Source organism: Fusibacter sp. (genome assembly GCF_057447755.1).
Genome location: NZ_JBVBZF010000060.1, coordinates 1 through 14,600, shown reverse-complemented (window position 1 = coordinate 14,600; position 14,600 = coordinate 1). Strand labels below are relative to the sequence as shown.

13 protein-coding genes and 1 tRNA gene are annotated in these 14,600 nt (G+C 37.7%); 11 read left to right on the top strand and 3 right to left on the bottom strand.

Going from position 1 to position 14,600, the window contains the following annotated elements:
* Positions 1-1,194: oleate hydratase (locus AC220I_RS09670; protein WP_486723619.1), on the bottom strand; the 1,194-nt coding region annotated here is incomplete at its 3' end.
* Positions 1,195-1,378: 184 nt separating this feature from the next.
* Entirely contained in the window at positions 1,379-1,936 is a 558-nt protein-coding gene (locus AC220I_RS09665; protein ID WP_486723618.1) for a TetR-like C-terminal domain-containing protein, read from the bottom strand.
* Positions 1,937-2,100: 164 nt separating this feature from the next.
* Here AC220I_RS09665 and AC220I_RS09660 point away from each other — a divergent pair, with 164 nt between their 5' ends.
* The 9 genes from AC220I_RS09660 (at position 2,101) to AC220I_RS09620 (ending at position 10,714) form a co-directional block, all read left to right on the top strand.
* Positions 2,101-2,829, top strand: a complete 729-nt coding sequence (locus AC220I_RS09660; protein WP_486723617.1) for a hypothetical protein — start codon at positions 2,101-2,103, stop codon at positions 2,827-2,829.
* Positions 2,830-2,914: 85 nt separating this feature from the next.
* Positions 2,915-4,177, top strand: a complete 1,263-nt coding sequence (locus AC220I_RS09655) for an HD domain-containing protein (RefSeq protein ID WP_486723616.1) — start codon at positions 2,915-2,917, stop codon at positions 4,175-4,177.
* 31 nt (positions 4,178-4,208) lie between these two features.
* Positions 4,209-4,370, top strand: coding sequence for a hypothetical protein (locus tag AC220I_RS09650; RefSeq protein ID WP_486723615.1), 162 nt, complete (start codon positions 4,209-4,211; stop codon positions 4,368-4,370).
* A gap of 122 nt (positions 4,371-4,492) precedes the next feature.
* On the top strand, positions 4,493-6,001 hold the full coding sequence (locus AC220I_RS09645) for a Ppx/GppA phosphatase family protein (RefSeq protein WP_486723614.1): 1,509 nt from the start codon (positions 4,493-4,495) through the stop codon (positions 5,999-6,001).
* A gap of 1 nt (position 6,002) precedes the next feature.
* Positions 6,003-8,042: a polyphosphate kinase 1 gene (gene ppk1 / locus AC220I_RS09640; RefSeq protein WP_486723613.1), complete on the top strand. Its 2,040-nt coding sequence runs from the start codon at positions 6,003-6,005 to the stop codon at positions 8,040-8,042.
* A gap of 42 nt (positions 8,043-8,084) precedes the next feature.
* Positions 8,085-9,599, top strand: coding sequence for a Ppx/GppA phosphatase family protein (locus tag AC220I_RS09635; protein WP_486723612.1), 1,515 nt, complete (start codon positions 8,085-8,087; stop codon positions 9,597-9,599).
* Between the two features lie 176 nt (positions 9,600-9,775).
* A tRNA-Met gene (locus AC220I_RS09630) sits at positions 9,776-9,850 on the top strand.
* 23 nt (positions 9,851-9,873) lie between these two features.
* On the top strand, positions 9,874-10,155 hold the full coding sequence (locus AC220I_RS09625) for a late competence development ComFB family protein (protein WP_486723611.1): 282 nt from the start codon (positions 9,874-9,876) through the stop codon (positions 10,153-10,155).
* 73 nt (positions 10,156-10,228) lie between these two features.
* On the top strand, positions 10,229-10,714 hold the full coding sequence (locus AC220I_RS09620; protein WP_486723610.1) for a GNAT family N-acetyltransferase: 486 nt from the start codon (positions 10,229-10,231) through the stop codon (positions 10,712-10,714).
* A gap of 17 nt (positions 10,715-10,731) precedes the next feature.
* Here AC220I_RS09620 and AC220I_RS09615 read toward each other — a convergent pair whose 3' ends face one another.
* Positions 10,732-11,928 (bottom strand): winged helix-turn-helix domain-containing protein, encoded by a 1,197-nt coding sequence (locus AC220I_RS09615; protein ID WP_486723609.1) that lies wholly within the window; start codon positions 11,926-11,928, stop codon positions 10,732-10,734.
* A 617-nt stretch (positions 11,929-12,545) separates the two neighbouring features.
* Here AC220I_RS09615 and abc-f point away from each other — a divergent pair.
* Positions 12,546-14,066 carry a ribosomal protection-like ABC-F family protein gene (gene abc-f / locus AC220I_RS09610; protein WP_486723608.1) on the top strand — a complete coding sequence of 507 codons (1,521 nt, stop codon included), beginning with the start codon at positions 12,546-12,548 and terminating at the stop codon, positions 14,064-14,066.
* A gap of 65 nt (positions 14,067-14,131) precedes the next feature.
* Positions 14,132-14,600, top strand: a 469-nt coding sequence (locus AC220I_RS09605; RefSeq protein ID WP_486723607.1) for an FGGY family carbohydrate kinase, incomplete at its 3' end; no start/stop codon positions are given.

The following is a 14,600-nucleotide window of genomic DNA, read 5'->3' as shown; positions in this document are numbered from 1 at the left end:
TTTATCGGTATAGAGGCCATAAGCCCAAAAAATGGTGGTGTCTTCAGGTTGATTTTTAAAATGTGGTTGCTTGGCCACAACCATAGACATTAACCAGTTTGAATCCTTAAAGGTCATTAAGGCACCGCTTCCTGGTTTGTTACGTGAATATTTCTCAATCATATTCAGGAATTTATTCCCCTTCATTGTCACTGTGAAGGACTGCCAGTTTGATTCTTCCGGCTTTCCAAAGAAAGGTTTAGGATTGCCAAGACCTTCTTTTTTACCTGCAATGTTTGCCCAAAATGAGCCTGAAAGTGGATCTTCCGTCATAAATGGTGCTGGTGTTTTAAAGGAACCAAGGGTTGCATTATCTGTCATACTGCCATTTGTAGCAATACAAATATCGCCTTCATTTAAAGAAATTAAACCTTTTCCAGATTCATTTTCATAATGGATGCCTGTAACTTTAATGCCTTCGCCATCAGCAAAATCAAGGTCGTGAACTCTACATTTTAAGCTGAAATCCACACCTTTTTCCTCTAAAAATACCTTCATAGGCAAGATGATAGAATCGTACTGGTTATAAGGTGTTCTTGTTACACCCTCAAGGGTTTGAATTCTAGAGAATTCAAAGATCATACGATTCATGTAACGTTTAAACTCTATTAAGCTCGACCATTTTTGGAATGCAAAGGTCGTTTGCCACATGTACCAAAAATTCGTTTCAAAGAAGTGAGGGGTATGTGCAAACCAATCCGATATCTTTAAGTATTCAATTTTTTCCTCAGGTGTTATCATAAGCTTGCCAAGCGCCATACGGTCTGCAGTGTTAAAGCCCATAGAGATAACATCTAAAATTTCACCATCTTTATCAATTAAACGTGCATTTGCATGTGTTGGATTCGCGTGGTCAAATTCAAAAATCTCATCACATACCGACATGCCTGGTTTGTCTAAAGAGGGGATAGAACTTAAGAGCTCCCATGTATTTTCATAAGTTTCTTCGTTGAGCATTCTACCACCTCTGCAAATAAAACCATTCACAGGATCGCCAGCACCGTCATTGCTACCGCCCAAAATTGGAAGTCCCTCTAAAATATGAATATTTTTACCCTCAAAATTACAATCTCGAATGAGGTAAACCGCTCCTGCAAGAGATGCCAAACCGCCACCTACAAAATATGCTTGTTTGTTGCCATGATTAATCGTCATTGTATTGCCTCCTAAAGTTTTAATCTATAGCAATACGATACTACAGTGAAAATGCCTTTAATATAGACAAAAGCCTTCAAATGTCTAATCAATAGACAATCAAGGCTTTTTGTATAAACAATATTTAAGGATATATCATCATTTATTTTCATAACATATCTTTTGAAAATAGGTGAATTTTAAATCAACTCTTAAGGTATTTATCAATTGCTCTTGAAATGTCACCCTCCAGTAGCTTACTCAATTTTTCAATAATATGTTTAGGTTGTTCCTTTGTGCCTGACTTTAACCACTCTAGCATGATATTGACGAAACCATAGGTGTAAAACTGTGCAATAAACTTCTTCTCATCTGGCTGAATAGGGAGGTCGCCAGCAACTTCTTCCACAACGCCCATCAATAAATCAAAAGTCAAATTGTTTAAAAAAGCTTCCAAATGGTCTCGCCCCAAAGAGTGAAAGGTACTAAGACAAAATGCCCGATTTTCTTCCACATATTGAAAGATCTTTAAAAAACCAAGCTGCCAGGTATCATAGGTTTTATACTCATTGATGGATTCAAGGGCTTCTGATTTATAGATGTAGCCCAACAAATCATAGATATCTTGAAAATGATAATAAAATGTCTGTCTATTGATGCCGCAATCTGTAACCAAATCTTTTACGGTAATATGGTCGATAGAGGTCTTAGCCATCAATTTTTTTAGACTGCAAGACAGCTGTTCCTTAGTACTTGTAGACATGTTCATGCTCCTTTAATTTACACTAAAATTCCCTTATCTCTTATTTTATCATTTTTGACACAAGTATTGGCAGCTTAAATATACATTCATGACAAATAAGGATGGGTATCAAGCCCTTTTTTTGGTATAGTATAATCAAATATACATAATAGGAGAATTTCACAGTGGATTATACGATTGATTATTTACTAAAAAATTCAAATCTACCGGGTCCTCGAGCTAATTTGGAATTGCTTTATGCCTTCAGTAAAAATGCACCAATCCAAGTGATCGAAGCCTGTTTGGCATACAATCACGAATCTCTTAGTAATAGTCCGGAAGAGTTTGTGGTCATGTGTGGTGTTGTGGGCTACTGTGTGAACTGTATTTCCAGTTTCACCGAAAAAAAAGATAAGCTTGATGAGGTCAACGAATGCTTAAAAACATTTGCAAATCACTCAAGCTGGCGTATCCGGGAATCCGTCGCAATCGGACTCCAAGAGATTGCCAAACAAACAGATATTTATGAAATCTTGCATTTTATTGAACCTTGGTGCAAGGGTACCTATTATGAACAACGCGCCATGGTTGCCACCATTTGTGAGCCCGCATTGCTTAAAAATCAAACTGCAAATTTAGTTGTCTTTGACTATCTCTTATCTGTGACATTGCCATTTAACACCTACACTGGTCCCTTATCAGATGATCAAAAATCACTGCGTAAGGCGTTGGCTTATGGTTGGAGTGTTGCCATCGTGGCATGTCCTGATCAAGGTAAACACCATTTTGAAACCCTACTTGATATCAAGGGCAAACATATTCAATGGCTTATCAAAGAGAACCTAAAAAAGAACCGCCTCATAAAAATGGATCAGGAATGGGTCAATACCATGACTTTAAATTTAAGAACATAAGATTAAAACGATAGATATTAGATTTTAAAGCCTCTGACTGGGTAAGTATTCATGTATATGAACCTTATACCGTTTGGAGGCTTTTATGTCTAATAAAAAAATGTCAATTCCAGATGAACACCTTAGGGCATTAAGGACTGAAATGTGCCCTTATATTGAAAACTCACTTTATGAGCATAGCCATTTTCTAAATGTTGAACGCCATATTAAAGTGTTGGCAAAGCAAAGGCAGTTGGATACAAATCTGGCACTTGCTATAGCATATCTTCATGACATCTCAAGACTACAAGAGGGTGTTATGGGAAAACAACATGCCAAGAGAAGTGCTGAAATCGTAAGGTCGAAACTTGAACCATACCTTAAAAAAGACCTTTCTAAAGCCACCATAAACACTGTTTGCAGTGCTATTCTACACCATAATCAAAAATCAAAAATTCATGAGCCCTATGATGAACTCATAAAGGATGCTGACAGTTTGGCCCATCAAGATGAGTTCGGTTATCCTACAGATAAAGAATATGAACGCATCCGAATCGAGCTCATAGGCCAAAAGGAAACGCAGTTCTCAATTGTTAGTGAGGTTGAAATCGCCACACTTTTCTCAAGATACTGCGATCACTTAATTGCACTATTGGAAACACCCCCTAAAGACTTTAACCACTGGGTTCATGAAGTGAGAGTAACAATCAGAAAAATAGGTGCACTTCTTTACTTCTCTGAAAACGGCGGACTTAAGAGGGATACCAATTTGGCCCTTAAGCCAATTTTCAAAAAGCTTTCAAAAAGTAGAATGCTATACGTAGTCTCAAGAAATCTTAGCACCCAAGAGGCCTTTCCACTTTTAAAAGAGGATTTAGACACTGCGCTAGAAGCTGAAAACACACTATTAAAGGCCTATCTTAAGGACCATTTAAAATCTGATTTTATTACCATTTTAAAAAACCAGCTAAATGGCAATGAGTACTATTTGAACTTTGATTCCAACCTATTTTTGAAACTCGTCAAATCATATATAAAACGTCTTAATTTCACTGAAATGAATGATGTCCATGCCTTGCATCAATTGCGAATAGAAGGAAAGCATCTTAAGTATATTCTTGGAAGTGGCATGGTTCAACTTTCTGATTCAACCCTTCAGGATACCATTTTAACCCTCCATGATCTGCTTGGGGACTTAAACGATATCAGTGATCAAAGAAAATTCTTTAAAACACTGAGTATTGATCCAGAGGAATATCAACTCTTATTAACGCATCAAGAAAGTCAATTTAAGTTCTTGAGATCTGAGGTTAAAAAGAGGGTATTTTTATTAAAAAAGATGATTGCGCTGAATAAAATCATTTTATAGTGGTATAAATATTCTGAAATAGGAGGTAATTATGTCAAAAAAAATGTGCAAACTCGTTAAAGAGGATTATTTAGAAGACCATTTAGCGGAATATATCGATATCGTAAAAAAACCTAAATACGTATGCAAAAAATGTGGCAGAGTCGCCGATGAAGAAGATCGCTTGTGTAAACCAAAAAAATTAAAGGATTAGTGACATTAAAGCGTTGATGCCCATCAGCGCTTTTGTTAAATTCAGGTAAATTTATATTGTAAAAACCACTATGTTTTAATACATAGTTTATAATGAAGATATTAAATAATATGAGGTGTGATATGAAACCAATTTATGCAGCAATAGACGTTGGCGCAAATTCAATAAAATTGAAAATCGTGGAATATGTCAATGGCAAGATCAATATGCTAGAAGATATCTCCAAGGAAATTACACTTGGGGAGGATGTCTATCAATTTGGTTTCATACAACATCAAACGGTTAAGGAAATCGCAAATATTCTCATATATTTTAAAAATGTATTGGACACTTACGGTATTGAGAAATATCGAGCAGTAGGTACTAGCGCCATGAGGGAAGCTAACAATTCCAGGATGGTTGTGGAAATGCTCAAAATCAAAACGGGAATAGAACTTGAAATCATAGAAGACAGTATCGAAAAATTTTTAACTTATAAATCCATGAGAGACTATATGCCAAACTTTCGGGATATCCGAAAAAGCGCACTTGTGGTTGAAATCAACTCCGGTAGCTGTGATGTCTCCATATACCACAGAAACCACCTTGTTAAGAACGATGAAGTTAAACTGGGGACAAAAAATCTTAAAAGCATCATGCATGAGCTTGAAGAGCGGTCTGTAGTTTATCCAAGAGTTTTACTAGAACTGTTGGAAACCCGTACATCTCATATGTGGCAAAACATACAAAGCAAAAAGATTAAAAATTTCATATGTCTAGGTGGTGAAGCCAAGCTCTTTAAGGCCCTTCTTTTTAATCAAAAGAGTCACATCACTAAGAAGGCATTCAAATCCATTTATTATAACTTAATCGATGATCATAGAACCTTGAGGTACGACATGGAGACAAAGGGCTTCAATTGGTATGAATTTGTGGTTAGCATCTTGATTTACAATATGTTTTTCGACCTTACTGAAGCAGATTCCATATTGATACCGGACATATCCTTAAGAGATGGTATCCTCGCAAACTTTATTGAAAATGATTATAATCTGAATCGGTATCATGCCTTCAACCAAGACATTTTAACACAAGCCCTTAACATCAGTAAACGCTACAAGAGTTCTGAAGCACATCTTAAAGCGATAGAACACCACGCATTAACTTTGTTTAACGCCTTAACACCACATTTTGAATTTGGTGAGCGAGATGAACTTTTACTGAGACTAAGTGCAATTTTACATGAGATTGGCAAGTATACTCGAATTAAAGACTATCTCATTACATCCTATGACAAGATCAGTAATCTTAGTATCCTAGGTGTAACAGAGGAGGAAATTAGAATAGTGGCCCACGTCTGTAGATTGATCTCAAGCTCTGAACAAAAAGCGCTTGATTTTGAACTCGACGGCATATCAGATGAAAGCTATGGCACCGTCTTTAAACTCTCTTCAATCATGTCCATTGCTGATGCACTGGATAAGGGGAAAAAACAAAAAATTCAAATTGATCGCGTCAAAATTACAGATGACTACATGAACATCTATATTGACTACAATCAAGATATTACACTTGAAGAGTTAAGTTTTCAGTTTACATTGTCAAATTTTATCAATACGTTTGGTATTATTCCAGAATTAAAGGAGAAATAATATGTATTTTAATAGAGAGTTAAGTTGGTTAAAATTCAATGAGCGCGTCCTACTTGAAGCCAATGATCTTACCCTGCCAATTTTGGAGCGTATCAAATTTAATGCCATCTTTTCATCTAATTTGGATGAATTCTTCATGGTAAGAGTTGCTTCGATTAAAGACCAAATGAACATTGGCTACAACAAAACAGATCCTTCTGGTATGGCCCCTGAGCCGCTCTTTATCAGTATTAACCAGAAGGTCAGCGAACTGGTAGAACTTCAGAACAAAATTAGTGAAACCCTAATGCAGGGGCTTAAGGACAATCAATTTAACCTCTTAAGACGTGAGGATTATACCAAGGGCATACGTGGAAATTTAAAACAACTATTCAACACCTCCATATTCCCAGTACTGACCCCTATGGCTGTTGACTTTAGCAGACCTTTTCCACTTATTTCGAATAAAAGCCTTTATATTGCCGTCAAGCTCTTGGTCAATCAAATTGAGCGTTTGGCACTTGTGGAAGTCCCTTCAGTCCTCACGCGTCTCATTAGTTTTGATTGCCCTGAAGGTGACCACTGTTATGTGCTTTTAGAGGATATTATAGAGGAGTTCATCGCAGACCTCTTCATAGGCAACACCATCCTTGCAACTTGTCAGTTCAGAATCACGAGAAATGGCGATTTAAACGTCATTCAAGAAGATACGGATATTTTACTTAATGTCATAGAAGAAGCTATAAAACTTAGAAAATGGGGCGAGGCAATTCGTCTTGAAATTTCATATCGTCCAGACGAATGGCTAAAGCGAACACTCGTATCCGCATTCCATATGGAGGATTCTCAAGTTTACGAGATAAAAGGCCTCATGGACAAGACCGTATGGTTTAAGTTCAAACCCCCAAAGGCATTGCAACATCTTCAAAAAGAAGCCTATATTCCGAGGAAGCTGCCCTTTATGGCTAAGAAAAATATCTTTAAAACCATTCGAGAAGGTGACGTCTTTTTACACCATCCCTATGAGAGCTTTGACTTCGTGGTGGATTTTATCAAGCAGGCAAGTAAGGATCCACAGGTTCTTGCCATCAAACAGACCCTTTATCGGGTCAGTGGCGATTCAGAAATCGTAAAAGCCCTTGCTGAAGCTGCCGAAAGAGGAAAACAGGTCACTGTCCTCCTTGAATTAATGGCGCGTTTTGATGAACAGAACAATATCAACTGGGCAAAAAAGCTTGAACAAAAAGGCGTCCACGTCATCTATGGTTTATACGGCCTTAAAACACATTCTAAAATTACCCTAGTGGTTCGGAAGGAAAAGCAACGGATTCGCAGATATGTCCATCTTGGGACTGGAAATTACAATGACCAGACGGCAAAGTTATATACCGATATGGGACTCTTCACCTGTAAGGAAAGCTTTGGTGCAGATGCTTCCATCTTCTTTAATCTGGTGTCAGGCTTTTCAAATGATATCTTTACCCATGCCATCACTGTTGCACCCTACCATCTTAGAAAACAGTTTTATACCTTAATTGATCGAGAGACAGACTTTGCCAAGAAGGGGAGACCTGCTAAAATTATCGCCAAAATGAATGCCTTGGTCGATAAGGAAATTGTAGATCGACTTTATGAAGCATCAAAAGCCGGTGTTAAAATTAAACTTATCGTAAGGGGCATGTGTGTCATCGTACCGGGTGTTGAAGGCTTAAGTGAGAATATTGAGGTTGTGAGTATTGTAGGCGAGTTTCTTGAGCACTCAAGAATTTTCTACTTCCATAACGACCATCATCCTGAAGTCTACCTTTCAAGTGCAGACTGGATGACGCGAAATCTAGACCGCCGCGTTGAACTCTTGTTTCCAGTTGAAGACAAGATCATTGCAAAGCGCATAGAAAAAACCCTAGACCTATATTTGAAAGACAATCAAAAATCTTGGACCCTTATGCCTGATGGCAACTACGAAAAGAAATCGACTAAGACCAAAAGTGCCTTAAAGGCTCAAGATCACTTAAAATCACTTCAATACAATGACAATGAAGAATTTATAAAAAAAGTATAAATCGACTACTTTATAAAATATATATAGAAAGAATGTGATTAATTGAACGAAAAAATAGCCATTATTGACCTTGGCTCCAACTCAGTACGTATGAATATCTATGGCATTAATGAACTTGGTGGTTACAGTGTATTCGAACAAGCCAAAGAAATGGTCCGCCTTAGTCAAGGGCTTGATCAAGATGGGCTTCTTAAGCATGAGCCTATCCGAAGAACTGTAAACGCCCTAAAATACTTTAAAAGGCTTATGGATGTCAATAATGTCTCCCACATCTTTGCCTTGAGTACCGCAGCTGTTAGGATGGCACAAAATCAAAAGCAGTTTCTAGAAACCGTCAAAAATGAAATCGGCCTGGAATTTAAAGTCTTATCTGGTCAAGAAGAAGCCTATTACGACTATTTAGGCGTTATTAATACCATAGCCTTTGATGATGCCGTTTTAGTGGATATCGGTGGGGGTAGTACTGAAATTGTGTTGGTTAAAAATAGGGCTTTTGTTCAAGCCATCAGCTTACCCTTTGGTTCGGTCATATTGACGGAGCACTTTAAAAAGCAAAAGAACCGAAAAAAACAGATTGAATCTGCTGAAAAATTTGTATTGGACCAGCTTGCCGAAATTCCATGGCTTAAGGAAGGGGAGGGTTTACCCCTTATTGGTCTAGGTGGTATTATTCGTTCTATAGGCAAGGTCCATCGAAATATCAATCAATACCCAATCGAAAATTTTCACAACTACAAAATGCCTTCAAAAGAAGTTGAGTCTGTTATTGACCTCATTCATAACACGCCACCAGAGGACATTGACAAGATTGACGGCATTAACAAACGCCGTGCTGATTTAATGACACTTGGCACCATACCGCTTAAGGTCCTTATGCACTACATCAAGGCCACAGAAATGCGGATTAGCGCTTATGGACTTAGAGATGGCTATTTCCTTGAGTTCTTAAATACTAAGAACAATCAAGCCAAAGTCTTTCCGAGTGTATTAACTGCAAGCGTTACCAATATGATGAATCGCTTTTACGTCAATCAAATCCATGCCCATCAAGTTGAAAAAATTGCCGAAAAACTCTTTAGGGCCTTAGCGCCTTTACATGACTTTAGTGAGGATGATTTAAAGCTTCTCAAAGTTTCTGCTCTTCTACACGATATTGGGATGCATATTGAATATTATGACCACCACCTTCACGGCATGTACCTTATCATGAATACGAAGATTGATGGTCTTTCCAATCTGGAACATCTGGGAATCGCATTTTTAGTGGGCAACCATAGAAGCACAAATATTAAGGATCGCTTTAAAATCTACGAGCCCTTTATCAGTAAAGATTTCTTTAACAAGCTCGTCAAACTGTCTGTTATTCTGCAAATTTCAGAACAACTGGACCGCGCAGAAACCAGCAATATAAGGGATCTTTCCTTAGATATCAATGAAAACACGGTTTATATTAAGCTCGAATCCGACGAGGTACCTGACCTAGATATGGAATCTGCCATGCGTTATGCTGGTAGATTTAAGAAATATTACGATAGAGAGCTTAATATTTACTATTAATTATTAGCTTTTTACTAGCTTTTTATTAATGGCCACATGGGTTCTTATAGCTGGCTTCAGCATCCATATTTCTATTGATATTATATTCCGTCGTTCTAAGTTTTTATGACTTTTTTCAAATAATACTATTTATTTCCAAGATATATGATATAATGAAGCTAGTTCAAAAAGAACATCGCGGAGTGGAGCAGTGGCAGCTCGTTGGGCTCATAACCCAAAGGTCGCAGGTTCAAATCCTGCCTCCGCAACCATTAAAAATATGAGTGGATTGTATATGATTAGAAATTGTATGGAAGCGATTGTATTAGATACTCTTGAAAAGCTTAAACAAGATTATCGGGGTATGTGTGTCTGTGACCAATGTAAAATGGATATTTTGGCGATTAGCTTAAATAAACTTCCACCTTTGTATACAACATCTGATAAGGGTGAAATGTACGCCAAATTAAATGAATTTCAACCTCAGTTCAAGGTGAATGTTATTCAGGCTGTAACTGAAGCTGTTGAAATTGTTATGACACACCCTAGACACCAATTGGAAAATCGATTAAAATAGTATAATAGTTATGACAGCATTTAATATGCTGTCTTTTTTAATATAAACATATGACTGGAAAGGGGGAACCGATATGATCAGAAAAGCATTACCATCAGATAGTGCCGCTATCTGTAAGATTTACAACTACTATGTCTTAAACAGTACCTTCACCTTTGAAGAAGAGCGTGTTTCTACGGAAGGTATGGCTGCGCGTATAGAGAAGGTAATCGGAAACGGCCTCCCTTGGCTTGTTTATGAAGAAGATGGCCAGATTGTAGGCTATGCATATGCGACCAAGTGGAAGGAGAGAACCGCATATCGTTTCTCAGTGGAAACATCCATCTACCTCAACCATGAATATTCAGGAAAAGGCGTTGGTTCAATGCTCTATAGCCAATTGATTGATATACTTAGAAATGAGAATTATCACACCATTATAACAGGCATCTCCATTCCAAATGAAAAAAGCCAGAGGCTTCATGAAAAGCTTGGCTTTGAAAGAATCGCCGTCTATAAAGAGGCTGGCTTTAAATTCAATAAGTGGATAGATGTGACCAACTGGCAACTGATGCTCTAAGGCCATCTGTTTAGGCCTTAGAAATCAATTTTAGTGCATTGATTAAATTTTGCAAATCTTTTTATACTCAATTTCAAATGCTTTTTAAAAACAGGGTCTGGTTTGAAGTCTGCTTCATACCAGACTTTTTTTACCTCTAGTGTCTTTAACTTTTTCTGATTTACCATTTCTATACGACCAACCAGTTGATCCTTATAGAGAATCGGTAAGACATAGTAACCATACTTTCTTTCCAAAGCAGGGGTGTAGATTTCCCACTTGTAGTCAAAGTTAAAAAGTGCTTTTATGAGTTTGCGATCCCAGAGCAGGTTATCCAGTGGTGCGAGAAAGGATACTCTTGGCATGACCGTGTCTAATGCATTTGAACTAGCGTACATACTGAGACAATCTTCCAATCTCTCACGATCTGTCGAAAGGCAATACAAGGGCACATCCAAACCTTCAACCTCAACTTCGATGACTTTGTTTTCCTTAATTAAAGCCTCGAAAGCCGCCTTGCGATGGACTGCTTTCATGTCATCAATTCCCAACCAGGCATCCGATGGTCTGTTCCAGAGTAATCCCACAGCGCCAATGCGCCTTAGGAGACTCCACTTGACCTGTTCTTGATGATTCTTATTTGGATTTGGTTTACTTAAAATATCTTCATCTATAAAATCTTTAGTCAACCCGTAGTATTTAATAGTACCTTTCTTGTGATGTACAATCAAATCACCTCTAAAATAAAGCGTTTCAAGGGTTGCACGTCCAAGACTCGTATCGTTCCATGCCCAGTTGACTTTTTCTCTGATGTTGATTTCTTTTGAGCTTGCATAGGTATTTTCATGAATATAAGTTAGAACATCCGATATCACAGCCTCTACCTCTGATTTACTGCGTTTATAATCCTTAAAGTATTGTCTTTTATAAGAAAAATAAGGCCAATCTTCAAGGGGTATTATCGCGAGATTCTTGTCGAAGTAATCAATGAGACTTCGATCCTCATATAGCATTTCATAAAGCATGCCCTTATCAAAATTTTCGATTCTAGACTGGAGGACAAGTTCAGGATTTTTTCCACAAATATCGATAGGATCAAACTGGATACAACCGACTTGTCTGACAAAGCTCAAGATGTCATCTTTACTATGGAGCTTGAATTCATTTAAGAGGCCGTGCTTTTCAAGTATGAAAAGGCGAGCCTGAGCTAAGGTTAATGTGTATTTTGATTTCATAAGTCACCTCACTAATTTTAGTTTACCAAACAAACGTTCTATCGTCAAACCTTGTATCTTCAAAACGCTTATTTTTGAAAATTTTATCATCAAATACGACCGCTTTAATAATTCGTGTTTAATGTTACATATCCATGACACTTAATTTTTTTTGAGTTATTATATTGACCTTTTGACGCAAGTCCTTTAAACTTTAATTGTCACTTTATTCAAATTGTGACCTTTGTTAAACAATTTTTGTCACTTTTACCATCTATATAAGGAGAGTTCGATGAAGTAAGTTCTTAGTTAAACCGTAAAATTTCAATTGGAAATTAAATGCCTCTAATCGGCTTTTTTGTCATTCCATTGAAATTGCGTTTTGTGCTGAGAACAACACTATGACTGCCTTATAATACATGCGACAACAGTGGAAATTGTTGTTTAACGCAGGTTATCTTTTGATGAGCCTGATATTCATGAAACTTAGAGGTTGTTCATTGAGTCCGTTCAATGCACAACCTTTTTTATTATATACAACAAACTTTGAGCCGAAAGCTGTGATGAGGGATCTTCAACCTTAAACAGCGTCAGCGAAAATTGGTTTGAGGCATCGAAGATGGCTCAAATGTCGTTTTATGAAGTATTGGAAAGGAGTGATTATTTTGACAATATTCAGCTGTAAAAATATAAACAAGGATTTTGGTGACCAAACAATACTTAAAAACTTGAGTTTTGAAGTTGTCTACGGTGAACGCATTGGCATCGTTGGGGAAAACGGTGCTGGCAAATCCACTTTGATACAAATTGTAATGGGGCAAATCAAGGCTGATTCTGGGGTTGTAAAATGGCATGACGATCGTTGTACGGTGGGTTATTTAGCCCAAAATGGTCATGCACAGCTATTTAATACCAGTGATTGGAACCTTGACCCTCAGTATTATGCACTTGAAAGTAAACTCAATATAGACCTTGCCGATGAAAGTGCCCTTAGTGGTGGCGAGCGTACAAAGGTGGCACTTGCAAAGCTTTGGGCGGCAAGTCCTAATATGCTCATACTTGATGAACCCACAAATCACCTAGACTTTCACGGCATTGACTGGCTTATAAATGAAATTCAATATTATCACGGTACCATTATTATCATCTCTCACGACCGATATTTTCTGGATCAGGTCTCCACGAAAATTTTGGAAATTGAAGAGGGACAAGCACATGACTACCAAGGCAACTACTCACAATATGTGACTTTAAAGACTGAAAAATTGAAAACAGCTTTCAATGCATATCAAGTACAAGAAGCCTATAAAAAGCAGATTCATGATGACATCAAGAATTTAAAGGCTTGGTCTGGTAAAGCCCATAGAGACTCTACAAAAAAACAAGTAGCAGGTGATGGAAAAAAAGAGTATTTTCGAATGAAGGCCAAGAAAAAGGATAAACAAATTAAATCGCGGATTAAAAGACTCGAAAAGTTAGATGTTGAAGGGCTTGAAAAGCCAAAGACCGAACGCGAAATAGTCATGCACTTCAAGACTGCTGGTAATAGAGGAAAGAACATCATAGAAGCCAAGGAAATTTCAAAATCTTTTGGAACAAAAAACCTCTTTCAAGCAAGTGACTTCTACCTCACAAGGGGAGAAAGGATTGGACTCATTGGAGCGAACGGTTGCGGTAAAACGACCTTATTACAGATTATTCTCAAGAACCTTCCCTTGGACAGTGGTGAAGTCTTAATGAGTCCGACTTTGAAGTTGGCTTATATGGATCAATATGAAATCCAGGTCCCTCCCCATACGACCATAAAAGATTACTTTGACCTATATGACAGGGCCTCTTGCATTGATCTTTCAAACAGACTCCATCAGCTGGGGTTTAAATCCCTCAATCTTGATAATCGCGTAATGACACTGAGTCTGGGTGAACAAACCAAGCTTAAGCTACTAAAACTCCTGCTCGGCACATACGATCTAATCATATTAGATGAGCCAACCAATCATCTGGATTTAAAATCAAAGGAGACCTTTGAAAGCGCACTGTCACAATATAATGGTAGCTTGATCATGGTAACGCATGACCGCTATCTCATGCAGAAAATATGTACAGGATTTCTCGTCTTTGACAAGGGTAAAATAGTCAGACATGAAGATATGCAATAAGTCTTTGTAATTGTCCTAAAAACATAATAAAATGTTATTATAAAGATTTTAGGAGGCATTTCAAGATGGAGAAGAAATATATCTTAGCACTGGATCAAGGCACTACAAGTTCAAGGGCTATTATTTTTGATAAAAGCGGCAGTATCTTAAAAGTGGCACAAAAAGAGTTCACCCAAATCTATCCAAAGGCAGGTTGGGTAGAGCATGATGCCATGCAAATTTGGGGTACTCAATCCGGCGTTGCACGAGAAGTCTTGGAGACCGCTGGTGTCAATCCTCATGAAATAGCTGCAATAGGAATTACCAATCAACGTGAAACCACAGTGGTTTGGGATAAAAATACAGGGAAGCCCATCTACAATGCCATTGTTTGGCAATGCCGCAGAACGGCAGGTATTTGTGATGACTTAAAGGCAAAGGGCTATGAAAAATACATTCGTGATAACACAGGACTTGTGGTGGATGCTTATTTTTCAGGCACTAAAGTTAAATGGATCTTGGACAATGTTGAGGGTGCTAGAGAAAAAGCGGACA